The 24,666-nt window shown below is 66.4% G+C and carries 27 protein-coding genes; 14 read left to right on the forward strand and 13 right to left on the reverse strand.

All coding sequences use genetic code 11. The features are described 5' to 3' along the window. Window positions 1-12: 12 nt before the first annotated feature. Complete coding sequence (locus AC5P68_RS05415) at window positions 13-840, reverse strand: tRNA threonylcarbamoyladenosine dehydratase (protein ID WP_033835434.1); 828 nt, start codon at window positions 838-840, stop codon at window positions 13-15. An 80-nt stretch (window positions 841-920) separates the two neighbouring features. Between AC5P68_RS05415 and AC5P68_RS05420 the strand changes: the two genes are divergently transcribed. Further along, window positions 921-1,355, forward strand: a complete 435-nt coding sequence (locus AC5P68_RS05420; protein ID WP_005413950.1) for a cytochrome c — start codon at window positions 921-923, stop codon at window positions 1,353-1,355. 136 nt (window positions 1,356-1,491) lie between these two features. Then, the gene (locus tag AC5P68_RS05425; RefSeq protein ID WP_049402264.1) at window positions 1,492-1,986 is read left to right on the forward strand and encodes a glycine zipper 2TM domain-containing protein; all 495 of its coding nucleotides are present in this window, start codon (window positions 1,492-1,494) and stop codon (window positions 1,984-1,986) included. A 73-nt stretch (window positions 1,987-2,059) separates the two neighbouring features. Here the strand turns inward: AC5P68_RS05425 and AC5P68_RS05430 are convergent, their stop codons facing one another. Then, window positions 2,060-2,269, reverse strand: coding sequence for a cold-shock protein (locus AC5P68_RS05430; RefSeq protein ID WP_005410290.1), 210 nt, complete (start codon window positions 2,267-2,269; stop codon window positions 2,060-2,062). Between the two features lie 236 nt (window positions 2,270-2,505). On the opposite strand from AC5P68_RS05430, the gene AC5P68_RS05435 reads away from it, so the two are divergent. From AC5P68_RS05435 to arsC, 3 genes are all read left to right on the forward strand, one after another. Further along, complete coding sequence (locus AC5P68_RS05435; protein WP_049402265.1) at window positions 2,506-2,991, forward strand: DUF456 domain-containing protein; 486 nt, start codon at window positions 2,506-2,508, stop codon at window positions 2,989-2,991. 120 nt (window positions 2,992-3,111) lie between these two features. Next, entirely contained in the window at window positions 3,112-4,269 is a 1,158-nt protein-coding gene (locus AC5P68_RS05440; RefSeq protein ID WP_414497962.1) for a phospholipase A, read from the forward strand. Further along, window positions 4,269-4,610, forward strand: a complete 342-nt coding sequence (gene arsC / locus AC5P68_RS05445) for an arsenate reductase (glutaredoxin) (protein ID WP_049402266.1) — start codon at window positions 4,269-4,271, stop codon at window positions 4,608-4,610. The genes AC5P68_RS05440 and arsC overlap by 1 nt, the downstream gene beginning before the upstream one ends. Before the next feature lie 172 nt (window positions 4,611-4,782). Here arsC and AC5P68_RS05450 read toward each other — a convergent pair whose 3' ends face one another. From AC5P68_RS05450 to AC5P68_RS05460, 3 genes are all read right to left on the reverse strand, one after another. Beyond that, window positions 4,783-5,418 (reverse strand): glutathione S-transferase family protein, encoded by a 636-nt coding sequence (locus AC5P68_RS05450; RefSeq protein ID WP_231522888.1) that lies wholly within the window; start codon window positions 5,416-5,418, stop codon window positions 4,783-4,785. Between the two features lie 58 nt (window positions 5,419-5,476). Beyond that, on the reverse strand, window positions 5,477-5,815 hold the full coding sequence (locus tag AC5P68_RS05455) for a hypothetical protein (protein ID WP_005410295.1): 339 nt from the start codon (window positions 5,813-5,815) through the stop codon (window positions 5,477-5,479). A 126-nt stretch (window positions 5,816-5,941) separates the two neighbouring features. Continuing rightward, window positions 5,942-7,459, reverse strand: a complete 1,518-nt coding sequence (locus tag AC5P68_RS05460) for a fumarate hydratase (RefSeq protein WP_033832916.1) — start codon at window positions 7,457-7,459, stop codon at window positions 5,942-5,944. 146 nt (window positions 7,460-7,605) lie between these two features. On the opposite strand from AC5P68_RS05460, the gene AC5P68_RS05465 reads away from it, so the two are divergent. From AC5P68_RS05465 to AC5P68_RS05480, 4 genes are all read left to right on the forward strand, one after another. Next, window positions 7,606-8,502 carry an RNA polymerase sigma-70 factor gene (locus AC5P68_RS05465; protein ID WP_033832917.1) on the forward strand — a complete coding sequence of 299 codons (897 nt, stop codon included), beginning with the start codon at window positions 7,606-7,608 and terminating at the stop codon, window positions 8,500-8,502. Window positions 8,503-8,538: 36 nt separating this feature from the next. Beyond that, complete coding sequence (locus tag AC5P68_RS05470; RefSeq protein ID WP_033832918.1) at window positions 8,539-8,991, forward strand: carboxymuconolactone decarboxylase family protein; 453 nt, start codon at window positions 8,539-8,541, stop codon at window positions 8,989-8,991. Between the two features lie 239 nt (window positions 8,992-9,230). Beyond that, complete coding sequence (locus tag AC5P68_RS05475) at window positions 9,231-11,102, forward strand: ABC transporter ATP-binding protein (RefSeq protein WP_049402269.1); 1,872 nt, start codon at window positions 9,231-9,233, stop codon at window positions 11,100-11,102. A gap of 80 nt (window positions 11,103-11,182) precedes the next feature. Then, window positions 11,183-11,962: a ferredoxin--NADP reductase gene (locus AC5P68_RS05480; RefSeq protein ID WP_414497961.1), complete on the forward strand. Its 780-nt coding sequence runs from the start codon at window positions 11,183-11,185 to the stop codon at window positions 11,960-11,962. A gap of 78 nt (window positions 11,963-12,040) precedes the next feature. Here AC5P68_RS05480 and AC5P68_RS05485 read toward each other — a convergent pair whose 3' ends face one another. Further along, window positions 12,041-12,520, reverse strand: coding sequence for a glutathione peroxidase (locus AC5P68_RS05485; RefSeq protein WP_033832919.1), 480 nt, complete (start codon window positions 12,518-12,520; stop codon window positions 12,041-12,043). A 130-nt stretch (window positions 12,521-12,650) separates the two neighbouring features. On the opposite strand from AC5P68_RS05485, the gene AC5P68_RS05490 reads away from it, so the two are divergent. Further along, window positions 12,651-14,819 (forward strand): M3 family metallopeptidase, encoded by a 2,169-nt coding sequence (locus tag AC5P68_RS05490; protein WP_033832920.1) that lies wholly within the window; start codon window positions 12,651-12,653, stop codon window positions 14,817-14,819. Window positions 14,820-14,945: 126 nt separating this feature from the next. Here AC5P68_RS05490 and cfa read toward each other — a convergent pair whose 3' ends face one another. From cfa to AC5P68_RS05505, 3 genes are read right to left on the reverse strand one after another with little or no spacing between them, the layout of a single operon-like run. Further along, window positions 14,946-16,061, reverse strand: a complete 1,116-nt coding sequence (gene cfa, locus AC5P68_RS05495) for a cyclopropane fatty acyl phospholipid synthase (protein ID WP_005413964.1) — start codon at window positions 16,059-16,061, stop codon at window positions 14,946-14,948. A 19-nt stretch (window positions 16,062-16,080) separates the two neighbouring features. Further along, on the reverse strand, window positions 16,081-16,962 hold the full coding sequence (locus tag AC5P68_RS05500) for a DUF3298 and DUF4163 domain-containing protein (protein WP_049402270.1): 882 nt from the start codon (window positions 16,960-16,962) through the stop codon (window positions 16,081-16,083). Between the two features lie 37 nt (window positions 16,963-16,999). After that, the gene (locus AC5P68_RS05505; protein WP_231522884.1) at window positions 17,000-17,302 is read right to left on the reverse strand and encodes a GNAT family N-acetyltransferase; all 303 of its coding nucleotides are present in this window, start codon (window positions 17,300-17,302) and stop codon (window positions 17,000-17,002) included. 209 nt (window positions 17,303-17,511) lie between these two features. Here AC5P68_RS05505 and AC5P68_RS05510 point away from each other — a divergent pair, with 209 nt between their 5' ends. Next, window positions 17,512-17,673, forward strand: coding sequence for a hypothetical protein (locus tag AC5P68_RS05510; RefSeq protein ID WP_005413966.1), 162 nt, complete (start codon window positions 17,512-17,514; stop codon window positions 17,671-17,673). Between the two features lie 57 nt (window positions 17,674-17,730). Here the strand turns inward: AC5P68_RS05510 and AC5P68_RS05515 are convergent, their stop codons facing one another. Both AC5P68_RS05515 and AC5P68_RS05520 read right to left on the reverse strand, forming a co-directional pair. After that, window positions 17,731-18,357, reverse strand: coding sequence for a rhomboid family intramembrane serine protease (locus AC5P68_RS05515; protein WP_111173137.1), 627 nt, complete (start codon window positions 18,355-18,357; stop codon window positions 17,731-17,733). Window positions 18,358-18,364: 7 nt separating this feature from the next. Beyond that, window positions 18,365-19,930, reverse strand: coding sequence for a POT-type proton-dependent oligopeptide transporter (locus tag AC5P68_RS05520; protein ID WP_414497960.1), 1,566 nt, complete (start codon window positions 19,928-19,930; stop codon window positions 18,365-18,367). A 163-nt stretch (window positions 19,931-20,093) separates the two neighbouring features. Between AC5P68_RS05520 and AC5P68_RS05525 the strand changes: the two genes are divergently transcribed. Then, a complete protein-coding gene (locus AC5P68_RS05525) occupies window positions 20,094-20,942 on the forward strand; it encodes an endonuclease/exonuclease/phosphatase family protein (protein ID WP_032965923.1) in 849 nt (282 codons plus the stop codon). A gap of 118 nt (window positions 20,943-21,060) precedes the next feature. On the opposite strand, the gene AC5P68_RS05530 is transcribed toward AC5P68_RS05525, so the two are convergent. Then, entirely contained in the window at window positions 21,061-21,672 is a 612-nt protein-coding gene (locus tag AC5P68_RS05530) for a superoxide dismutase (RefSeq protein WP_005410310.1), read from the reverse strand. A gap of 221 nt (window positions 21,673-21,893) precedes the next feature. Between AC5P68_RS05530 and AC5P68_RS05535 the strand changes: the two genes are divergently transcribed. Together AC5P68_RS05535 and AC5P68_RS05540 are read left to right on the forward strand one after the other, a co-directional pair. Further along, a complete protein-coding gene (locus tag AC5P68_RS05535) occupies window positions 21,894-22,346 on the forward strand; it encodes a guanyl-specific ribonuclease (RefSeq protein WP_033832926.1) in 453 nt (150 codons plus the stop codon). Next, on the forward strand, window positions 22,346-22,759 hold the full coding sequence (locus AC5P68_RS05540) for a barstar family protein (protein WP_049402271.1): 414 nt from the start codon (window positions 22,346-22,348) through the stop codon (window positions 22,757-22,759). The genes AC5P68_RS05535 and AC5P68_RS05540 overlap by 1 nt, the downstream gene beginning before the upstream one ends. A gap of 140 nt (window positions 22,760-22,899) precedes the next feature. Here the strand turns inward: AC5P68_RS05540 and AC5P68_RS05545 are convergent, their stop codons facing one another. Beyond that, window positions 22,900-24,666, reverse strand: a complete 1,767-nt coding sequence (locus tag AC5P68_RS05545; RefSeq protein WP_414497959.1) for a hypothetical protein — start codon at window positions 24,664-24,666, stop codon at window positions 22,900-22,902.

Here is a 24,666-nt window from a genome sequence, read left to right on the forward strand (position 1 = left end):
CCGGCACTACCGTCACGCGTCGGCGTGATCCTCGACCACTTCGGCCTTCACCTTCTTCGGCTCCAGCAGCATTTCAAGCGCCTTGCCGACCGCCGCGAAGGCGAAGGCACCGGTGATGTGGGTTGCCGCACCGAGGCCTGCGCCACAGTCCAGTTTCAATGCAGCATCCGCACCGAGGTTCGGGCGGATGCCGCAGACGCTGCCATCGGCCTGCGGATACTTCACGTTTTCCAGCGAGTACACCGCCGGTACGCCAAAATAGCGCTTGGCATTCTTCGGGAAATTGAACTCGCTGCGCAGCTTCTTGCGGATCAGCGCCAGCATGGCGTCGTGCTCGGTGCGCGAGACATCGCGGATGCGCACCAGGGTCGGATCGGTGCGACCACCGGCAGCCCCCACGGTCAGCAGCGGCAGCTTGCGGCGGCGGCACCAGGCGATCGTCTCGACCTTCACCCGGAAGCTGTCGCAGGCATCGATCACCAGGTCGAAGCCACGGTCCAGCAACTCGGCCATGTTCGACACGGTCAGGAATGCCTGCACGGCATCGACCTCGATGTCCGGATTGATCGCACGGCAACGCTCGGCCATCGCCTCGGCCTTGTTGCGTCCGTAGTTGCCTTCCATCGCCGGCAGCTGCCGGTTGGTGTTGGACACGCAGATGTCATCGGCGTCGATCAGGGTCAGGTGGCCGACCGCCGAACGCGCCAGCGCTTCCACCACCCACGAGCCGACCCCGCCCATGCCCACCACCGCCACGCGGCTGCCCTGCAGGCGCTCGAGCGCACCTACGCCATACAGCCGTTCGATGCCGGCGAAGCGTTGTTTGACCTGTTCGTTCATGCGGCTATTTTAACGTGCAGGCGCCAGTGCCTACAGCGCGCCGGCATCGAACCCACCGTTGCACGCCCGGAGAGCCCGCCATGAACGCCAGCCCGCCCCGCCGCCCGTCCACTGCCCAGCGGTACCTGTTCGTGCTGTGCCTGGGCCTGCTGATCGGCCTGGTCGCCACGGTCATGGTCGGCCGCGCCCTGCAGGCCCGCCGCGACCCGTTCCCGGACAGCCTGATGCAGGTGATGCAGCGGCAATCGCAGCTGCTGCAGCAGGCCCAGCAGCAGAACCGCTGCAGCCTGGCCGACAGCGTGCCGCGGCTGCAGGCCCTGCGCCTTCTGTCCAACGACCTCGACCTGGCCTTTCCCGGGCTGAAGGACAACGGCCGGTTCCAGCAGCACGCCAGCCAGCTGCGCGGCAACCTCAACGCCGCATTGGCGGCTCCGCCCAGTGACTGCACCGCCCTGGCCAAGGTCGTGGAAACCGTGCAGGCCGACTGCCGCGCCTGCCACCAGGACTTCCGCTGACGCGCATTCATCCTGTAGCCGGGCAAGGCACGCCTGGTTGGCACCTTGTTCACGTTCGAAAGGAGAGGATTCGTCCACCCTGCTGCATGACGCAGTACCACCCAACACACCCGCCTTCACGGCCAGGAGACGCTCCATGAAGATCCAGCTCATTGCCGCCAGCGCCATCGCTACCCTCGCCCTGGCTGGCTGTGCCACCTCGCCCGGCTACGGTGGCGGTGGTTACAACAACGGCTACAACAATGGTGGCTACGGCAACAACGGCGGTTACAACCAGAGCCGTTGCGCTGACTGTGGCATCGTCACCCGCATCAACACCGTGCCGTCGGGCCGCACCGCGCCCAGCGCGACCGGCGCCATCCTCGGCGGCATCGTCGGTGCCGTGGCCGGCCATGAGATCTCCGATCACACCGGTGGCAGCCGTGGCAACAAGAACATCGCTGCGGCCGCAGGCGCGGTCGGTGGCGCGCTGGCCGGCAACCAGATCCAGAAGAACGTGACCAGTGATACCTACGACATCAGCGTACGCATGGACGATGGCCGCACCATCGTGGTCAACCAGCGCGACCTCGGCGGCATCCGCGAAAACACCTACGTGCGCGTGGTCAACGGCAAGGTCATCCTGCGCTGACCTGCGCCGGGCCGGCGGCAAAGAAAAAGGCCCGCTTGCGCGGGCCTTTTTCATGTGACGGCTTGCAGCGCGATCAGGTCGGCTGCACGGCGTCGGCCTGCAGGCCCTTCTGGCCCTGCACGACGGTGAAGGTGACCTTCTGGCCTTCCTTCAGGCTCTTGAAGCCCTGGGTCTGGATGGCACGGAAGTGCACGAACACGTCTTCGCCGTTTTCACGGCTGATGAAGCCGAAGCCCTTTGCATCGTTGAACCACTTGACGGTACCGGTCTCGCGATCAGACATCTCACTAACTCCCTGGTGACTCTCTCTTGTTGTTGGAAACGCCTGGTGGGCGGCTGACAAGCAAGGGGGAAGCGAGGTGCATCGATGCAGCGGATCGGGAAGATCTTGCTTCATCAGGCCACGATCCACGGTGACCTTGCCAAGCTCAGCGACTGCAACTTAACCCGCCCAAAACGAAAAAGCAACTGGCAAAATCTTTCACTGTCAACCCCAAAACGGCGACCATACGGGACAGCATGGGACTCTCATTCATCTTATATCTGCTAGCGGTCATTTTTGTCCTTGCCGGCATCGCCGGAATCATCCTGCCGGCCCTGCCCGGCATCCCGCTGGTGTTCATTGGACTGCTGCTGGCGGCCTGGGCGGACGGCTTCACCCACGTCGGCTGGCCGACCCTGGTCGCGCTGGGCGTACTGACCGTCCTCTCGCTGCTGGTGGACGTGCTGGCCACGGTGGTGGGTGCGCAGCGGGTCGGTGCCAGCCGCAAGGCGCTGTGGGGTACGTTCGTCGGCAGCATCGTCGGCCTGTTCTTCATGCCGATCGGCCTCTTTGCAGGCCCCCTGATCGGCGCCCTGGCCGGCGAGTACTGGCACACCCGCGAACTGGGGCGCTCGACCAAGGTAGGCCTGGCCACCTGGCTCGGTATCCTGCTCGGCCTGGCGCTGAAACTGGCCGTGGTGATCGCGATGCTCGGCCTGTTCGCCTTCGCCTGGTTCCTGTAACCCGCACTGCCTTCACGCCGCGCGCACGCGGTGCCCGTGCATAAACCGTGGGGGGCTGGCCGTGAACCGGTGCAGCCGCCACACTGTGCGATTCCCGTATTCACCTAAGGGCCTGCTGCAATGACCCTGTCTCCGCTGCTTCCCCGTCTCGCGCCGCTGGCGCTGGCCCTGGCCAGTGCGCCGCTGGCCGCGCAGGAGTTCGCGCCCAGCGCCGAAGCCTCGCCGGCCGCGTGCGCGGCGATTACCACCGATGCTGCCCGCCTGGCCTGTTATGACCGCCAGTTCGGCCGTACCCCGCAGGCCACTGCCGAGGCCGACGCTGCGGCCGAGGCGGCCGCGCAGGCCCGTCGCGAAGAACGCCACCAGACTGCACGCGTGAGCCAGGGCGAAGAGAAGCTGCGCGAGCGGGTCAGCGATCTGTTCCGTCCAGCAGCCCCTGACAGCGCACTGGCCAATGCTGGCCGCGGTTCGCTGCTGGACAGCCGCTGGGAACTGGCCGAGGACTCCAAGCTGGGCCCGTTCCAGCTGCGCGCCTACAAGCCGGTGTACCTGCTGCCGGCGTTCTGGACCAGCGATCGCAACACCACGCCGCATTCGCCGAACCCGGCCAACACGGTCACCACGCCGCAGGTGCTGGACAGTGCCGAGCTGAAGTTCCAGATCAGTTTCAAGACCAAGATCGCCGAGAACCTGTTCGGCGACAACGGCGACATCTGGGCCGGCTACACCCAGAGCTCGCGCTGGCAGGCCTACAACGGCGAGGATTCACGCCCGTTCCGCGAAACCAATTACGAGCCGGAAGTGATGATGGTGTTCCGCAACGGCTACTCGATCGGTGGCTGGCGCGGGCGCATGACCGGCATCGCGCTGAACCACCAATCCAACGGCCGCGCCGACCCGCTTTCGCGCAGCTGGAACCGGGTGATGCTCAACATCGGCCTGGACCGCGAGAACTGGGCGCTGGTGCTGCGCCCCTGGTACCGCATTCCCGAGACCCGCAGCGACGACAACAACCCGGACATCGAGGATTACATGGGCCGCGGTGATGCGACCCTGACCTGGAACCGCAACGGCCACGAAGTCTCGCTGATGGCGCGCCATTCGCTGCGCACCGGCAGCCGCTCGCACGGTGCCCTGCAGCTGGATTACGGCTTCCCGATCAGCAACCTGCTGCGCGGGCATGTGCAGGTGTTCGACGGTTACGGCGAAAGCCTGATCGACTACAACCACAAGGCCACCTACGTGGGCGTGGGCGTGTCGCTGCTGGAGTGGTTCTGATGCCCGTGACGATCTGGCACAACCCGGCCTGCAGCAACTCGCGCGGCGCATTGAAGCTGATACGTGATGCCGGCTTCGAGCCGGTGGTGGTCGACTACCTGGGCAGCCCGCCGGACGTGCCCACGCTGCGCCAGGTGCTGGCCGAATCAGGATTGAGCGCACGTGATCTGGTGCGCAGCAAGGAGGCGCAGTTCGCCGAACTGCGCCTGGAAGGTGCGGACGAGGCCACGCTGCTGGCCGCGATGGCCGAACACCCGCGACTGATCAACCGCCCCGTGGTGCGCACGGACAAGGGCACACGCCTGTGCCGTCCACCGGAAACAGTGCTGGAGATCCTGTAACCCGCCTCGCCGCCGCGTAGCGGAGCGTGTTGGTAGAGTCGACTGTCAGTCGACTTCCTCCCCACCCTTCATATGCATCCGCGGAAAAGCCCGCACTGCGTGCGATAGTCGACTGACAGTCGACTCTACCCCAGCGCCCTCTTCTACCCGGACGCCCTCCTCCCCGGCTGGCTTACAGCCAGTCGGTGATGCCTTCGCGGCGGTACACCTCGGCGAACGCCGGGCGCGCCTTCATCAACGTGGCGTGCGCCTTCAGTACCGGCCAGGTGTCGGTGGGCCTGGGCATGTTGCGCGACCAGCGCATCAGCATCACCAGCATGTAGTCGACCACGCAGGGCGTGGCGCCCAGCAGGCAGGGGCCATGTGCATGCAGGTGCGCGGCCGCATGCTGCCAGGCCGCTTCCAGGCGCTGCCGTGCCATCCCGCGGCTGGCCTCGATGTTCGCCTCGCCCGCCATTTCGTGTGGATAGAACCAGGCTCGATAGGCCGGCTGCAGCGTATTGGCACACCAGAACATCCAGCGGTAGGCATCGGCGCGCTGCGGCGTGCCCAGCGCGGGCAGCAGGTTGGCGTCCGGATGGCGATCAGCCAGGTACAACGCAATGGCCGCCGCTTCGGTCAGTACCAGGCCATCGATCAGCAGTGTCGGCACCACACCGGCCGGATTCAGCGCCAGGTACCCCGCCGACTTGTGCTCGCGCGCGTCGAAATCCAGCAGCACCAGTTCATGCTCGATGCCCAGCTCGATCAGCAGCCAGTGCACCACCAGCGCGGCGGTACTGGTCGAACCATACAGCGTGGTGCTCATGCAGAAGATCCTGTACAGGTGGATCAGCCGATTATGCGCCCGCGCGCACGATCGTTGCTCAGCCGCAGCTGCTCATGCAGGAATCCCGGCGTTCGCCACAGGACATCATCGGCGCGCGCATCGTACAGTCATGCGTCTTCAGTTCGCAGGCATGGCGCAGGTCGGGGTTGTCCACGTCCTTGCAGCGCTTGTCCGGCGCCGGCACCATCCGCTGCTCGCAATTGCTCTGGCGGCTGCCGAGAGAGTCATTCTGCGCCATGCAGCTGCGATAGCCGGCCTGGCACTGCACGCGGCACTGCGCCGATGCAGGGAAATCCGCGCCTTCGTACGACGCTGGGGTGTTGCAGCCGGCCAGCGCCAGCAGCATGCCTACCACGATGAATCGATGCAGGGCCATGGACACGTCCTGTGCGAGGGTGTGCCGACCGTAGCAGAGCAAGGGCTACAGGCGCGTTAATCCTCCCCCCGGATACAACAACGGCGCCACACGGGCGCCGTTGTCTGGACCGGAGCGTGCGGGGAGTTACTCCACCACCACCGGAATCTTGCCGATGCGGGCCTGCCATTCGCGCGGGCCGGTCTTGTGCACCGATTCACCGGTGGAGTCGACTGCCACGGTCACCGGCATGTCCTGCACGGTGAACTCGTAGATCGCCTCCATGCCCAGGTCAGCGAAACCAACCACCTTGGCGGCCTTGATCGCCTTGGACACCAGGTAGGCCGAGCCACCGACGGCCATCAGGTAGGCCGACTTGTGCTTCTTGATCGCCTCGATCGCGGCCGGGCCGCGCTCGGCTTTGCCGACCATGCCCAGCAGGCCGGTCTGTGCCAGCACCTGCTCGGTGAATTTGTCCATGCGGGTGGCGGTGGTCGGGCCGGCCGGGCCCACCACTTCGTCGCGCACCGGATCGACCGGGCCAACGTAGTAGATGAAGCGGCCCTTCAGATCAACCGGCAGTTCCTCGCCCTTGTTGAGCATGTCGACCATGCGCTTGTGCGCGGCATCGCGGCCGGTCAGCAGCTTGCCGTTGAGCAGCAGGGTCTGGCCCGGCTTCCAGCTGGCCACGTCTTCCGGCGTGATCGTGTCCAGGTCCACGCGGGTGCCCTTGGATGCGTCGTAGGTCAGCTTCGGCCAGTCTTCCAGCGACGGCGGGTCCAGCATCACCGGGCCGCTGCCATCGAGGGTGAAGTGCGCATGGCGGGTGGCCGCGCAGTTCGGGATCATCGCCACCGGCAGGTTGGCCGCGTGGGTCGGGTAGTCGTTGATCTTGATGTCGAGCACGGTGGTCAGGCCACCCAGGCCCTGCGCACCGATGCCCAGCGCGTTGACCTTCTCGTACAGCTCCAGGCGCAGCTCTTCGATGCGGTTGGACGCACCACGGGCCTGCAGCTCGGTGATGTCGATCGGCTCCATCAGCGCTTCCTTGGCCAGCAGCATCGCCTTCTCGGCGGTGCCACCGATGCCGATGCCGAGCATGCCCGGCGGGCACCAGCCGGCGCCCATGGTCGGCACGGTCTTCAGCACCCAGTCGACGATCGAGTCGGACGGGTTGAGCATGGCGAACTTGGTCTTCGCTTCCGAACCACCGCCCTTGGCGGCGACGATCACGTCGACCTTGTTGCCCGGCACCACCTTGACGTTGACCACGCCCGGGGTGTTGTCCTTGGTGTTGATGCGCTTGCCGGCCGGATCAGCCAGCACCGAAGCGCGCAGCTTGTTGTCCGGGTGCATGTAGGCACGGCGCACGCCTTCATTGGCCATGTCTTCCACGCCCATGGTGGCGTCGTCCCAGCGCACGTCCATGCCGATTTCCAGGAACACGGTGACGATGCCGGTGTCCTGGCAGATCGGACGGTGGCCTTCGGCGCACATCCGCGAATTGATCAGGATCTGGGCCATCGCTTCCTTCGCGGCCGGCGACTCCTCGCGCTCGTAAGCGGCGGCGAGGTTCTTGATGTAGTCGACCGGGTGGTAGTACGAGATGTACTGCAGCGCGTCGGCGATGGACTGGATGAGGTCTTCCTGCTTGATCGATGTCACGTCTTGCTCGCTTGCTCGAGGCTGGCGGGGGTAATCCGCCCATTTTACCCCCTCCCCCGGCCCCGGGGTGGTAGTGCCGGCCGCTGGCCGGCAAGATTCCCCCGACGCTCTGTCACGCCACGCGCCATTGCGGCGTCCTTGCCCACATGAACGCCGAAACCGCTTTCCAGACCCACCGCCCGCGCCTGATGGCCCTGGCCTACCGCCTGCTTGGCAGCCGCGCCGACGCCGAAGACGTGCTCCAGGATGCCTGGCTGCGCTGGTCCGGCGCCGACCCGGCGGCCGTCCGCGACCCCGAAGCCTGGCTGGTCACCACCACCACCCGGCTCGGCCTGGACCGGCTGCGCGCGGCCAAGCGCGAGCGCGTGCACTACGTCGGCCCATGGCTGGCCGAGCCGCTGGCGGTCACCCTGGAGCCCGACCCGGCGCCCGGCCCGGCGCAGCTGCATGCGCTGGCCGACGACGTCTCGGTCGCCTTCCTGACCCTGCTCGAACAGCTCGGCCCCGAGGAACGCGCCGCGTTCCTGCTGAAGGAGGCCTTTGACCACGACTACCGCGAAATCGCCGAGCTGATCGGCCACAGCGAAGCCAACTGCCGGCAACTGGTACACCGTGCCCGGCAGCGCCTGCACGCCGGACGGCCGCGCTTCAACGCCGATGCCAGCCAGCACCGGCAGCTGCTGGCGCGCTTCATGGACGCCTCGCAGCGCGGCGACAGCGAGGCGATCCAGGCCCTGCTGCACGCCAACGCGCTGCTGGTCTCCGACGGTGGCGGCGTGGTTACCGCCGCGATCCGCCCGCTGCGGGGCGCCGAGCGCATCGGCCGCCTGTTCTGGGCCATCGCCCGCCGCAGCGCGGCGCATCCGGCGCAGCTGGGCTATGTCAACGGCGAACCGGCGATCCTGCGCTTCCACGGCGAGCGCCTGCACTCGGTCACCACCATCGAAGTGGTCGACGGCCGCATCGCCAATGTCTACAGCGTGTTGAATCCGGAAAAGTTGCCGAAGGTTGTCACGCGCGGCGACGCTGCGGCGTCCTGGTAGTGAAAGGCGGCCATCGTGGCCGCCGTGGAGCCCCCGATGTCCAATCACACTTCTCCCCGCGTCCCCTACACCCGCCTGGCCGCCGAGGCCTTCAAGGGCCTGCTGGCCACCAGCCAGGCGGTGCATGACAGCTCGATCGATCCGACCCTGATGGAACTGGTGTTCCTGCGCGTGTCACAGCTCAACGGCTGCGGCTACTGCATGGACATGCACGGCACGGCGCTGCGCAAGGGTGGCATCGAGCCGCGCAAGCTGGACACGCTGCCGGCATGGCACGAGAGCCGCTTCTTCGACGAACGCGAGCGCGCGGTGCTGGGTTGGGCCGAGGCACTGACCCGGCTGACCGACGGCGCGCCGTCGCAGGCGGCGTTCGATGCATTGGCGCCGCACTTCGATGAGAAGGGCATCAGTGACCTGAGCATGGGAATTGCGGTGATCAACGCCTGGAACCGGCTGGGTGCGGGCCTGCTGCCGCCGCTGCCGGCCTGACCCACCCCGCCTTCGACAATTCACTGGAGCTGCTGGTAGGTGTCGACCTTGGTCGACACGGTAGATCCACGCTACGCGTGGATGCGGGAGAGTCAGATCCCTTCGCTTCGCGAAGGGATCTGACCCGCTGTGGGTCGCTGGGGTCAGAGCCCTTTGCCGCGCAAAGGGATCTGACCCCGGCGCCAGCCACACGCCTGCACTGACCCCCTCTGCACGTATCAGGCGCGCACAATACGCGCATGCCTGCCCCCCCCACCGCTGGCGCTGACGCCGCAAAGAAACCCAGCCTGCGCCAGCGCTTCAGGGCGATGCGCAACCTGCCGCCGTTCCTGCGCATGGTCTGGAAGACCAGTCCCGCGCTCACCCTGGCCAGCCTGGGGCTGCGCCTGATCCGCGCGCTGCTGCCGGTGGCGATGCTGTACGTCGGCAAGCTGATCATCGACAGCGCCCTGCACCTGAGCCAGCACGACGCGGGCTTCCCGCCGCTGGGCGAAGCGCTGTCCAGCGGCGTGCTGAATCCGCTGCTGGGCCTGCTGGCGCTGGAATTCGGCTTGGCCATCGCCTCGGACCTGCTCGGCCGGCTGGTCAGCTACGCCGATGCCCTGCTCTCCGAGCTGTTCGCCAACGTCACCAGCATCCGGCTGATGGAACACGCGGCGACGCTGGATCTGGAGGACTTCGAGGACCCGGACCTGCAGGACAAGCTGGACCGTGCGCGGCGCCAGACCATGGGCCGGATGAACCTGATGAGCCAGCTGTTCGGCCAGGTCCAGGACGCGATCACCGTGGCCAGCCTCGCTGTCGGCCTGCTGGTCTACGCGCCGTGGCTGATCCTGCTGCTGGCGCTGGCACTGGTGCCGGCCTTCATCGGCGAATCGCACTTCAACGCGGCCGGCTACAGCCTCAACTTCCAGTGGACGCCCGAGCGCCGCCAGCTCGACTACCTGCGCCAGCTCGGTGCCAGCGTGGAAACGGCCAAGGAAGTGAAGATCTACAACCTGCACCGCTTCCTGGTGGAACGCTACCGGCGGCTGTCGGTGGCGCTGTTCCAGGCCAACCGTGCACTGGCCCGGCGCCGCGCGTTCTGGGGCACGCTGCTGGCCGCGCTGGGCACGCTGGGGTATTACACCGCCTACGCCTACATTGCCTGGCGTACGGTACGCGGCGACTTTTCGATCGGCGACCTGACCTTCCTCGCCGGCAGCTTCCTGCGCCTGCGCCAGCTGCTGGAAGGCCTGCTGATCGGCTTCTCGCAGGTGGCCAGCCAGGCACTGTACCTGGACGACCTGTTCTCGTTCTTCCAGATCGAGCCGGAAATCCACTCGCGCGAAGGTGCGGTGCGCGTGCCGCAGCCGATCCAGCAGGGTTTCGTGTTCGAGAACGTCGGTTTCCGCTATCCCGATGCCGAACAGTGGGCGGTGCGCCACCTCGATTTCCAGCTGCAGGCCGGCGAAGTGCTGGCCCTGGTCGGCGAGAACGGCGCGGGCAAGACCACGCTGGTGAAACTGCTGGCACGGCTGTACGAGCCCGACGAAGGCCGCATCCTGCTCGACGGCCGCGACCTGCGCGACTACGACCTGGACGACCTGCGCGCAAACCTCGGGGTGATCTTCCAGGACTTCGTGCGCTACAACCTCAGCGCCGGCGAGAACATCGGCGTCGGCCAGGTCGAGGCGATGGACGACCAGGCACGCATCGCCGATGCCGCGCGACGAGGCATGGCCGAGGAAGTGATCGACGACCTGCCCGGCGGCTACGACCAGCTGATCGGGCGCCGCTTCAAGCAGGGCGTGGACCTGTCCGGTGGCCAGTGGCAGAAGATCGCCATTGCCCGCGCGTGGATGCGCAATGCGCAGGTGATGATCCTGGATGAGCCAACGGCAGCGCTGGACGCGCGCAGTGAGTTCGAAGTGTTCCAGCGGTTCAGGGAGCTGGCGGATAATCGTACGGCAGTGCTGATTTCCCACCGTTTCTCTTCGGTACGCATGGCCGATCGCATCCTGGTGCTGGCCGATGGCCGCATCGAGGCCAGCGGCACCCATGCGCAGCTGATGGCCCAGGGAGGACGGTACGCCGAGCTGTTCGAGCTGCAGGCGGCGGGTTACCGCTGAGAACGCCTCTCGTTCCGCCCAATGAGAACCCATCTCATTTGAGATAGAATCAACCCCGACGACTTCCGATAGATACGCCCATGTCCTCCGCTTTCGGCGCCGAAACGGTGCTTGAGGTCCGTCACTGGACCGATGCCTACTTCAGTTTCACCACTACCCGCGACAGCGGCTTCCGCTTCGAGAACGGCCAGTTCGTGATGATCGGCCTGGAAACCGAGGCACGGCCGCTGCTGCGCGCCTATTCCATCGCCAGCGCCAACTGGGAAGAGCACCTGGAGTTCTTCAGCATCAAGGTGCAGGACGGCCCGCTGACCTCGCGCCTGCAGCACATCAAGCCGGGCGACAAGGTGCTGGTCGGCAAGAAGCCCACCGGCACCCTGCTGATCAGCGACCTGCACCCGGGCAGGAACCTGTACCTGCTGGGCACGGGCACCGGCATGGCGCCGTGGCTGTCGGTCATCAAGGACCCGGAAACTTACGAGCGTTTCGAGAAGGTGATCCTCTGCCACGGCGTGCGCTACGAGAAGGATCTGGCCTACCGCGATTACTTCGAGAAGGAACTGCGTGAGCAGGAGTTCCTGGGCGAGATGATCGGCGACAAGCTGCTGTACTACCCGGCCGTCACCCGCGAGCCGTTCGCCAACCAGGGCCGCCTGACCCAGCTGATGGAAAGCGGCCAGATGCAGCGCACCCTCGGCCTGCCGGAGCTGAGCCCGGAAAACGACCGCGCGATGATCTGCGGCAGCCCGCAGATGCTGGCTGATCTGCGCAGCGTGCTCGATGCCCGCGGCTTCCAGGTCTCGCCGCGCATCGGCCAGCCGGGTCACTACGTGTTCGAGCGCGCGTTCGTCGAGAAATGATCTGCAACGGCAGTGCCGGCCGCTGGCCGGCTCTCCGTGCGCTCCGGGATTGCCGGCCAGCGGCCGGCACTACCCCCTTCACAGCAGCGCTTCAATCGCGCTGCGCAGCTGTTCCGGCCTGGTGGTTGGCGCAAAGCGCGCAGCCACCCGCCCCTGGCGATCGACCAGGAACTTGCTGAAATTCCACTTGATGCGGGCGCTACCCAGCAGGCCGCGCTTCTCGTGTGAAAGCCATGCCCACAACGGATCAGCCCCCTCGCCGTTGACCTCGATCTTCTCCGAAAGCGGGAAGCTGACCGGATAATCCAGCGAACAGAACTGGCGGATCTGCGCGGCGTCCCCCGGCTCCTGCGCGCCGAACTGGTTGCATGGGAAGCCGATCACCACCAGGCCACGCTCGCGATATTCCTTCCACAGCTGTTCCAGCCCGGTGTACTGCGGGGTGAAGCCACAGCGGCTGGCGACATTGACCAGCAACAGCGGGTGACCCCGGTACCCGGCGAGGGCCTGTGGCTGGCCGTCGAGGTCGCGGAAGCTGAAATCGTAGGCAGTGGTCATGGCGGTGAACCGTGGGCGGTGAATGCATGGTACCCGCGCCCGGCCGCGGCAACATGCCTTTTGACACAAGTGCGGGCGCCGCCGGCCGGGTTACCCTCGGGCCCTTGTTTGCCTTACCGGAGTTCCTGCCTTGACCACCCGCCTTGCCCTTGCCGTGGCCATGTCCCTCGGCCTTGCCCTGCCCGCCTTCTCGGCCGGCGCCGCCACCCCGGCCGCCAGCAGCACCGCCCAGCAGGCCAATCCGTTCTTCGCCGAAAGCCCGCTGCCGCTGCACTTCCCGCAGTTCGACAAGATCAAGGACAGCGACTTCGCCCCGGCCTTCGACGCCGGCATGGCGCAGCAGCTGAAGGAAGTGGAGGCCATCGCCAACAACAAGGCCAAGCCGACCTTCGACAACACCATCATCGCCCTGGAAAAGAGCGGTGATGTCCTCGACCGCGCGACCACCGTGTTCTTCAGCCTGGTCGGTGCCGACACCAACGACACCCGCAAGAAGCTGCAGGCCGACTACTCGGCGAAGTTCGCCGCGCACAGCGATGCGATCGCGCTGAACGGCAAGCTGTTCGCCCGCATCCAGGCGCTGTATGACACCCGCAGCCAGCTGGGCCTGGACGCCGAAGGCGTGCGCCTGGTCGAGAAGTACTACGACAACTACGTGCGCGCAGGCGCCAAGCTGTCCGACGCCGACAAGGCCAAGCTGAAGGAGATGAACGCCGAGCTGGCCAACCTGGGGACCAAGTTCAGCCAGAACGTGCAGTCGGAGGTGAACGCTTCGGCGATCACCGTCGACGACGTCAAGGAACTGGACGGCCTGTCCAAGGAGCAGATCGCCGCCGCCGCCGAAGCCGCCAAGGCCCGCGGCCAGGACGGCAAGTACGTGATCACCCTGCTCAACACCACCGGCCAGCCGCCGCTGACCAACCTGGCCAACCGCGCCCTGCGCCAGAAGATCTACGAAGCATCGGTGAGCCGCGGCAGCCGCGGCGGTGAGTTCGACAACACCGCGCTGGTCTCGCGCATCATGCAGCTGCGCGCCGACAAGGCCAAGCTGATGGGCTTCCCGAACTTCGCCGCCTACAACCTGACCAACCAGACCGCAAAGACCCCCGAAGCGGTCAACGCGATGCTGGGCAAGCTGGCCCCGGCCGCGGTGGCCAACGCCAAGCGTGAAGCCGCCGACCTGCAGGCGATGATCGACCAGGAACAGAAGGCCGCTGGCAAGCCGACGTTCAAGCTGGAACCGTGGGACTGGGCCTTCTACAGCGAGAAGGTGCGCCAGGCCAAGTACAACTTCGACGAGTCGCAGCTGAAGCCGTACTTCGAAATGAAGAACGTGCTGGAGAACGGCGTGTTCTACGCCGCGGGCCAGGAATTCGGCCTGACCTTCAAGCAGCGCACCGACCTGCCGGTCTACCACGATGACGTCACCGTCTACGACGTGTTCGACGCCGACGGCAGCCAGCTGGCGATCTTCATCTTCGACCCGTATGCACGCGCCTCCAAGCGCGGTGGCGCGTGGATGAACTCCTACGTCTCGCAGTCCAAGCTGACCGGCTTCAAGCCGGTGGTCGCCAATCACCTGAACATTCCGAAGCCGCCGGCCGGCCAGCCGACCCTGCTGACCTGGGACGAGGTGAACACCACGTTCCACGAGTTCGGCCACGCCCTGCACGGCATGTTCTCCAACGTGAAGTACCCGTACTTCTCGGGCACCTCGGTGCCGCGTGACTTCGTCGAGTTCCCCTCGCAGGTCAACGAGATGTGGGCCGACAACCCGGTCATCCTGAAGAACTACGCCAAGCACTACCAGAATGGTTCGGCGATGCCGCAGGCACTGCTGGACAAGGTGCTGGCGGCAGCCAAGTTCAACCAGGGCTTCGCTACCACCGAGTACCTGGGTGCGGCCATGCTGGACCAGCGCTGGCACCAGATCGGCGCCGACCAGGTGCCGGCCGCCAAGGACGTGATGGCCTTCGAGCGCGCCGCGCTGGAGAAGGACGGCATCTACTACGCGCCGGTGCCGCCGCGCTACAAGACCCCGTACTTCAGCCACATCATGGGCGGCTATTCGGCCGGTTACTACGCCTATATCTGGTCGGAAGTGCTCGACGCCAACACCCAGAAGTGGTTCAAGGACAACGGCGGCCTGAGCCGCAAGAACGGCGACCACTTCCGCGCCACCCTGCTGTCCAAGGGCGGCAGCGTCGACGCGATGCAGCTGTTCCGCGATTTCGCCGGCCACGAGCCGCAGATCGAACCGCTGCTGGAAAAGCGTGGCCTGACCGGCGCCGGCAACTGATCGCCCGCGCAGTAGCCTGAAACGAAAAACCGCCCGGGAAACCGGGCGGTTTTTTGTTGTGGTTGGGGTCAGAGCCCTTTTCTGAGAAAAGGGATCTGACCCCGGGGTTTCCGCCCCGCGCTGGCTTCAGCGCGGCGCCACGTACCCGCCCGGCACGCCTTCCGGCGACAGCACCAGCTGCCACAGCTGCGCGTGCCGGCAGCGGAAGGTGGCCATCGATCCGGCCAGGTAGAACCGCCACATGCGGCGGAAATGCTCGTCGTAGCGCGCGTCCAGCTGCGGCCACGCCGCTTCCACGTTGCGTCGCCAAGCCTGCAGGGTGAGGTCGTAGTCGGTGCCGAAGTTGTGCCAGTCCTCCAGCACGAAGCGCCCTTCGAACGCCTTGCTGATCTGCACCGCCGACGGCAGCATTGAATTGGGGAAGATGTAGCGCGCGATCCACGGATCGGTGCGATGCCGCGAGATGTTGGTGCCGATGGTGTGCAGCAGCAGCAACCCGCGCGAAGACAGGCAGCGCCTGGCCACCTCGAAGAAACTGGCGTAGTTCTTGTCGCCGACATGCTCGAACATGCCGATCGAGAAGATCGCATCGAACGGCTCATCCAATTCGCGATAGTCCTGCAAGCGGATCTCGATCGGCAGGCCGGCGCACAGTTCGCGTGCGAACCCGGCCTGTTCCTGCGAAATGGTCACGCCGACGCCGCTGACGCCGTAGCGCTCTGCTGCGAACTTCAGGGCTTCACCCCAGCCACATCCGATGTCCAGCACACGCTGCCCGGGGCGCAGCCCCAGCTTGCGGCAGACCAGGTCCAGCTTGGCCTCCTGCGCGGCATCGAGATCACCGGCATTGCGCCAGTAGCCGCAGCTGTACACCAGGCGTTGGCCGAGCATGGCCTGGTAGAGGTCGTTGCCAAGATCGTAGTGGCGGCGGCCCACTTCGTAGCTGCCCTGCCCGACCTGCAGGTTGAACAGGCGCGCCTTCAGCGCATCGGCCACTTCGCGCCAACCGTGCACCCGTTCATCCAGGTGTGCCTGCATCAGGTGGACGAGGAATTCATCGAGGACGTTGGCATCCCACCAACCGTCCATGTAGCTCTCGCCGAGGCCGAGCGAGCCGTGCGCCATGACCCGCGCGAAAAAGCGCGGGTCATGCACCTGGATGTCCTGTGGCTGGGTGCCGCCGATGCGGACCCCGGCTTCCTGCAGCAGGCCGGCGACCCGCTCCTGCAACCCTGTATCCACGCCACCTCCTCGACTGCGGTCAACCGCGTGCGAACAGCTCCACGTAGTCCTTGGCCACGTGCGGCAACAGCACCGCCGCCGGTACGTCGGCGGTCTGGGTGCCGTCCGAGTATGGACCCACCTGGTACGGCGGGAAAACAAAGCGCAGCGCGGTGATCTGCCCCTTGTCGTTGGTCAGCGGCTGGAACTGGCTGAAATTGTCGGCCTGGGGGCCGGTACCGTCGGCAATCATGCGCGATGCGTTACGCAGCGATTCCTGCAGCTGGGCCGGGTCCATGTCCTCGCCACTGAGGCGGGTGGCCACGCGTTCGCGCAGCTGGTCGGCGACGAAATCACTGATCGCCTTCCAGCCCTTGGCATCGGCCACCAGCTTGTCGGCACTGAGCATCTGCTGCTGCGCCGGCAGCCACACGAAACGCGCCACCAGCGGCTCGCCGTGGGCGCCACCGGTATAGCGGCTGCCATCGGCACTGACCACCACCAGCTGCGGCGTTTCCAGCAGCTTTTCGAAGCTCAACGACAGTTCGTAGGGCATGGTCGGCTTGTCATTGCCGAGCCCGTCCAGTGCCTGCTGCAGGTCGCTGCGTGCGCTGGTTGCGTAGTTCTGCAGCGCGCGCGCCAGGCCCGGGTAGCGATCGATGCCGGCCGGGTAGCTGATGCCCACCACTTCGCGCTCGTTGTTCTCGATCACGTCGCGCAGGTCCAGCGGCGCTTCCGGGGCCGGCGTTTCACCTGCGGCAGTGGCCTCGGCGGCGGGGGCCGCGTCGGTCGCCGGTGCCGGCTCGCTTTCACGCTGGCAACCGGCCAGCAACAGCACGCCCACCACGCCGGCCAGCACGCTGCCGTGCAATGGCCGGTTGTTTCCAATCTTCATCGGGATCCCCTGTTCATGTTTGTACATCATCGCCTGCCATGGCTGAAGCGTGGCCCGCTGGCATTCAGCCAGCGAGCAGGTCGTGGTACTCCTCGTGCCGCTGCAGGAAGGCCTCGGCGTAGGAACATGCCGGCACCACCTTGTACTTCTGCTCGCGGGCAAAGCGCAGTGCCACGCGGGTCAGCTCACCTGCGATGCCACGGCCGGCAATCGGCTCGGGTACCTCGGTGTGGGTGATGATCATGCGCCTGCGTTTGATCTGGTAATCGAGCACCGCCAGCTGTCCGCGCACACGGGCGGTGAAGCGATGGTTGGCCAGGTCGTGTTCGACCTCATAGGCCAGACCGGGGGGCGTGACCGAAGCCATGGAACTGTCTCCTGCGGCGACTGCGTGGATGGTGCGCAGCCGGGCGCCATGATCGCGTGAAGCCTGAACAGGGGCAAGTCCAATCCATTCACGTCAGTTTTCGACCCTCAAGCTGGAGCGAGGACGGCCGCTATCGCCTGTGGAGGGGTACGGCCATGCTGGCACGGCCCTTGCGACCGTTGATCATGCGCACCACCGCGGAGGCTCCGATGCACCCCAGCGATTCCCATTCCGACACCGACCGCGCCCTGCTGGAGGGCCTGCTGCAGCTGGCGGTGGAAGGGCAGACCGAAGATCAGGATTTCCAGCGCATCGGCGAAGAGGTATTCGCCCGCCTGCTGGACACCTACGGCCAGCAGACCCGCGCCTGATCAGGAGCGGGTCCCTGCCCCCCGGGGGCGGATCCAGTGGATCCGACCCCAGCCCCCTCAACCGCCGCCCAGGCGGAAGGTCGGGTTGGAGAGTTCGCGCAGGAAGTGGTTGAAGATGCTCGGCTGCATGGCCAGCATGAAGATCACACCGAACGCCGCGCCCGCCAGGTGGGCGCTGTGGTTGATGCGATCACCACCGCGCTTGTCCATCCAGATGCTGTAGCCCACGTAGAACGCGGCATAGACAATGGCCGGTGCCGGGATGAAGAACACCAGGATGATCGACCACGGCTTGATCAGGATGAAGGCGAACAACACCGCCGACACCGCACCGGACGCGCCCAGGCTGAGGTAGTTCGGGTTCTTCTGGTTCTTCAGGTAGCTGGGCAGGATCGAGACCAGCAGCGCACCGATGTAGAACGCCGGATAGGTCAGGTAGCTGCCGGTCAGCTGCACCATCACGCTCTCGATGAATCCCCCGAAGAAGAACAGGGTGATCATGTTGAAGATCAGGTGCGACCAGTCGGCGTGGATGAAGCCATAGGTCACCAGCCGGTCGTACTGGCGGTGACGGTCGATGGCCGGCGGCCACAGGATCAGGCGGTCGGCCAGCTTGCGGTTGTTGAACGCCATCCACGACAGGAGGGCGGTGATGGCGATCAACAGCAGATTGACGGGGGTCATGTCAGGCTCAGGCGCTACGGTAGTTGTCGACCATACGATAGCGTTTCGCGTACCAACCGAAGGCCAACGCCGCAACGAAGGCGAAACCGGCGAAGAAGAACATCAGGAATGCCGCCTCGCTCAGGCCCGTACTGGCGATCTTGTGGGTCACCGCATCGTTGCGCACAGCAGCGTTGGACAGCAGCACCCACAGGTTGCCGATGGTGGTGGTCAGGTTCCAGAAGCTCATCACCACGCCCTTCATCGCCTGCGGCGCCTGGCTGTAGGCGAACTCCAGGCCGGTGGCCGAGACCAGCACCTCACCGAAGGTCAGCAGCGCATACGGCACCATCTGCCAGAAGATCGACATGGCATTGCCACCGTCCATCACCACCTGGATGCCGCCGACCACGATCCAGGCCAGGCCACTGAAGGCGATGCCGGCGGTCATGCGGCGCAGCGCGGTCGGCTCGAAGCCGAAGCGGCGCAGGGCCGGGTACAGCACCAGGTTGTTGAACGGAATCAGGATCATCACCAGCAGCGGGTTCAGCGCCTGCATCTGCGAGGCGGTGAACCAGCTCGGCATCTGCATCTGCTGGCCCTGCAGGACCCAGGTCGAGGCCTTCTGGTCAAACAGCGAGAAGAACGGCGTGGTCAGCGCGAAGATCACCAGCACGCGCAGCACGGAGCGTACACCTTCCACGGCTTCGGTCGGGTGCAGGCCACGGGCGCGATCGAGCTGCATCCAGGTGCCACCGCCAATACCGGCCAGGATCGACACCAGCGCCAGGCACAGGCAGATGACGATGCCCAGCGAGCCAACCAGGCCGAACGAGGCCACTGCCAGGACCAGGCCGAGTACGGCGATCACCAGGCCCGGACGGCCCTGGCCGGCCACGCGCGTGGTCAGCGCGGTACGCACCACGTTGGCGAACGAATGCGGGTCCTTCGGCGGGAGCGGCACCAGCACGTAGCGCTTGCGGCCCAGCCAGAACACGAAGGTGGCGATGAACATCAGGATGCCCGGGATGCCGAACGCCCACTGCGGGCCCCAGTTCTTCAGCACCAGCGGGATCAGCAGCGAGGCGAACAGCGAGCCGAAGTTGATGATCCAGTAGAAGGCGTCGAAAACGATCTTGGCCAGGTGCTTGTTGCTCTGGTCGAACTGGTCGCCCATGAACGAGGCCACCAGCGGCTTGATGCCACCGGCACCCAGCGCGATCAGGCCCAGACCGAGGAAGAAGCCCTCGCGGCTGTTCTCGAACAGCGCCAGGCACAGATGGCCGGCACAGTAGACCAGGCTGAACCAGAGAATGGTGTGGTACTTGCCGAAGAACCTGTCGGCCAGCCAGCCTCCGAGCAGCGGGAAGAAATACACGCCGATCATGAAGCTGTGCATGATGTCCTTGGCTTCACCGGCACGGCCTTCCGCAGTGATTTCCTGCAGCAGCAGCGAGGTGATCAGGAACTGCACCAGGATGTTGCGCATCCCGTAGAAACTGAACCGCTCGCAGGCCTCATTGCCGATGATGTACGGGATCTGGCGCGGCATCTTTCCCTGGCCGGCGATGGGGGCAACTGCGTCGTGGCTCATCCTGTAAGGCAATCCTGCAAAGCGAAAGGCGCAAGGTTACCGGAAGCGGGGCTTGCGAAGCACGCTGCAGGGCTGCATGACAACGGTGCCAATCCATGGCAGGCAACGTCACTACATGCCGGAAGTCACGGCACCTGCACGACAAAAGCGTAAACTTATCGTTATGCGCCCCCTCGCCCACGCCCGTCTCCTGCTCAGCTGTCTCGTGCTGCTGCTGGCGTTGCAGGCACAGGCGCGGCCGCAGGCACCGGCCGCCGCCAGCGGTGAGGCCGAGCCCCGGCAGCTGACCGTGGCCGCGCTGGAACTGCCCAGCCGCGATGATGCGCAGTGGAAGCAGCGCCGCGAACAGGTGGCGCACCTGCTCACCGAGCTGCAGCCGGACGTGATCTCCGTACAGCAGGTGCTGCAGCAGCAGGGCCGCAATCCGGCCTGCTGGCTGGCCAGCCGGCTGCGCTACAGCTGCGACTTCGTTACCGCCGATCCGCCCAGCCAGCCGTTGCGGCACGGCAACGCGATGCTGACCCGGCTGCCGGTCAGCGAGGATGGCGTAACCCTGCTGCACCCACCCGGAACCTTCAGCGCCGCCGGCATGATGCGGCTGAAGCTGGGCCAGGCGCTGGTCAACATCTATGTGGCACGGCTGCGCCCGGACCCGGACGAGGCCACTGCCCGCCAGCACCAGACCAGCGACCTGATGACCTGGATAGGCGCCACCGCCGAGGGCATGCCCAGCCTGATCGCCGGTGATTTCTCGGCAACCACCGTCGAGCTCGTGCGCAGTACCCCGGGGTTCCAGCCGGCCCGGCGCAATCCGGGCGGCCGCCCCGAGCCGCCGGCAGCCAGCGGCGGTGGCGCCAGTGGTCATGGCCTGGACGTGCTGTTCCAGGTCAAGCACTTCGGCGGCATCCGCCAGCAGCCGATCCTGCTGCCGGCCGACGGTGACCTGCCGGGCCTGCGTCTGGGCGTAATGGCCACCCTGCGCCTGCAGGGCGATACGGCCACGGCCGAATAGGTAGTGCCGGCCACTGGCCTGCATTCCAGGGCTGCCGGCCAGCGGCCGGCACTACCAATGCGGAAAACAAAAAGGCCGGGGTCTCCCCCGGCCTTTTCATTTCATCTAGCCAACGAGATCAGGCAATCGCTTCCTGGTAACGGCGCTCGACTTCGTTCCAGTCGATGACGTTGAAGAACGCGCCGATGTATTCCGGGCGGCGGTTCTGGTACTTCAGGTAGTACGCGTGTTCCCACACGTCCAGGCCGAGGATGGGGGTGTTGCCTTCCATCAGCGGGCTGTCCTGGTTGCCGGTGCTCTCGACCACCACCTTCTTGTCCGGAGTCACGCTCAGCCAGGCCCAGCCGCTGCCGAAACGGGTCAGCGCTGCCTTGGTGAAGGCGTCCTTGAACTTGTCGAAGCCGCCCAGGTCCTTGTCGATGGCCTTGGCCACGTCGCCCACCGGGTTACCGCCCGCGTTCGGTGCCATCACGGTCCAGAACAGCGAGTGGTTGGCATGGCCGCCACCGTTGTTGCGCACCGGACCCTGCAGGTTCTCCGGCAGCGACTTGAGCTTCTTCACCAGTTCTTCGACCGGCAGGTCAGCGTACTCGGTGCCTTCCAGCGCCGCGTTGACGTTGTTGATGTAGGTCTGGTGATGCTTGGTGTGATGGATTTCCATCGTCGCCGCATCGATATGCGGTTCCAGCGCGTCGTAGGCGTAGGACAGCTTGGGCAGGGTATAGGCCATGATGCATCTCCTGATTGCGAGGGCACCCGACGGTGTCGGGCGTTGCGCGGTGAATGATGGGGACAGACCGCCAGATTACCAAGGGGGATGTAAAGGAAATTGCGTCCTGCCGGTGAGCACGACGGCAATTGTTACGCAGCGGTGACGCAGCGCCGTCCTCATGCACCGTGCAGCGCGCAGGCGCTACAGTGCGAGCACCACCCTCGCCCGTTTCCTTGCCCATGCGCAACCCCCGGCTGCTGATCACCGCCATCGCCCTGCTGCTGCTCGGCCTGGTCGTCAACCATTTCATGCAGCGCCCGCCGGCGCCGCAGTTCGCGCCGGACCTGCAGGGGGCGCCTGCCGCGCGCGCACCGGCCACGGCCACGCCCGGCAAGGGCAACGGTCTGCCCGCCTTCCTGCCCGCCGAAGCCCTGCAGACGATCGCGCTGATCCAGCGCGGCGGGCCGTTCCCGCACCGCCAGGATGGCAGCACCTTCGGCAACCGCGAACAGCAGCTGCCGCAGCGTCCGCGCGGTTACTACCGCGAATACACCGTGGACACCCCCGGCGCGCGCACCCGTGGCACGCGCCGCATCGTCACCGGCGGCGATCCGCCGGAGGCGTGGTACTACACCGACGACCACTACGCATCGTTCCGCAGCTTCACCGTACCAGCCCAGGGAGCGCAGTGATGAGCCACGATGATTTCGGCCTCGGCCTGCATGACATCAACAATGCCGGCGTCTACGCCATCGACAGCGACGACATCGACGCACTGGCCGCAGCGATGCGCGATGCCGGACTGAAGGTGATCCGCATCGATCTGGAAGGCGTGGCCGACAAGCGCACCCTGCTCGCCCGGCTGGCGGCGCAGCTGGATTTCCCGGCTGGCTTCGGCGGCAACTGGGATGCACTGTCGGACAACCTGCGTGATCTGCAATGGCTGCCGGCCGACGGTTACGCGCTGTTCCTGGCCGACGTGGATACGTTGCGCGCCTCCACACAGAAGGATTTCGACACGTTGCTGGACGTGATCGACGAAGCCAGCCGCGACTGGGTCGGCCGCGACGTGCCGTTCTGGGTGTTCCTGTCGCAGAGCGCGTAGGGCAATGCCCTGGTAGAGGCCGACCTTGGTCGGCATGCGCTGGTGCCTTGGTAGAGGCCGACCTTGGTCGGCGCTTCTGTGCCAATCAACGTCGGCACCTACCAAAGCGCGCGCCGGCCAGGGCGTGGCGCGCCCCTTGCCTACCGGCTCCCGTTATCTTCCTGCAGCTCTTTCTTGAACGGAACTTCCGGCGGCGGCCGTGCCACCGCCGGCTGGTCCTGCATGTTCGGATTGGTGAGGCCGCAGCCGCCACCCGCCTGCAGGATCGAGATCACGCAGGAGATCTTCGTACCGGTGCCCGGCAACGGAATCTCCATCGACTTGATGCCCTTGCGCACCCATTCGGCCAGCAGTGATTCCTGCGGCACCCAGTACTTGTCGAATGAGGTCGGCGTGTAGTCGTACGGCGGTCGCTTCAACCAGGTGCCAGACTGCGCGATGCGCTCCTTGCTCCAGCCATCGTTGGCGCCCCCGGGGGCACCACGTTCGGCGTGACCGCCACCTTCCTGCCCCGGCACGCGCACGCTGCCGTCGGCATTGAACAGGCCATTGCCCTTGCCGGCGGCACTGGCCTGGCTTGCGCCCCTGCTGGCGCCGTCGTGGTTGCGGCTCGACGCGCCCCAGTCGTCGCCCTTGGCAGGCGTAGCCCAGTTGCCCGGGTTGGAAGCCGGACGCGCGCCGGCCTGGGCCGGTGTCGTGCTGGAGGCGGATGGCCGTGGCGTGCTGCTGTTGGCCTGGGTTGCAGTGCTACTGGCCGCAGACGCCGGCGTTGCCGCTGGCGCGCTGCCACTGGACGTTGAAGGCGCCGCCGCGGGTGCCGACGCAACTTCGCGCTCGCGCACCTGCAGGTCACGGCCTGCCGGCGCACGCACGGTCGGCTCGCGCCCGGCCACAGCAGCCATCCGTACCTGCGGATCGACCACGGCCTGCACTTCGCGCTCGCGCACCTGCACATCGCGCTGCGGCACACGGACCTGTACATCGGCCGTGCGCAGCGGCTGCGATATCGCCGGTGCATCGACCGTACTGATTTCACGCTCCTGCACCGGGATGTCACGCAGCTGCGGCGTCCGCACCGCGATCTCCGGCGCACGCAGTGCGGCAGGGGCCGGCGGCGCCTGCAGCGGCTGCACGCTGCGCTCGCGCACCGTCGGTACCGTGTCGCGCGGCACGATGCTGATCTCCGTGCGCGGCACGCTGACAGGCGGCACCACGAAATCCGCACTGGCCTCGGCTACTTCGGTGGCCTGCACCGGAGACGGCGGCGGTGCCGCGACCGGCGCCGGCTCGGATTCGGCGGGCGGCGGTGGCACGCTGGCCACTGCAGCCGGAGCGGGTGCGGACGCAGCTGCCGACGCGGACGCCGGACGCGGCTCAGGCGCCGTTGCGGCCCATGCGTTCTGGCCAGCTGCAACCTGGCCCGGCGGTGCAGCGGCCGCCGCTTCCGCACCTGGCTGATCGCCACCGCCCTCCTGGGTAGCGCGACCGACGAACTCCACCTGCACGCGCTCGCCCTCGGCGCCTTGTTCTTCCGGCGCCGAGGTGCGGATCACTGCCACCCATAGCAGCAGCATGAAGAACAGCAGATGCAGCAGCGCACTGGCCAAGGCCGAGACCCAGCGCATCCAGCGCTGGTCGCGCGGCGCAGCATCCCAGTCCTGCCAGAACAGACGGCGCAACGCTTGCCAGGGTGACAACCGGGGCAACTGCCCGGGTGGCCCCGGCAGCGGACGCGGCAGCAGCACCGCGATCAACTCGCTGGCGTGCAGCGGCCGCGGCAACGGACCGAGCGAGCGCAGCCACAGCGCCCAGCCGTACGGCAGGCGCGTGGTTTTCTCCAGGACGGCCCTGGGCTGCTGGCGGGCCAGCAGCAGGTCGATGAACTGCTCGGCCCGGGTCAGAGGCAC

This window comes from Stenotrophomonas sp. YJH_SMC_58 (assembly GCF_059369635.1).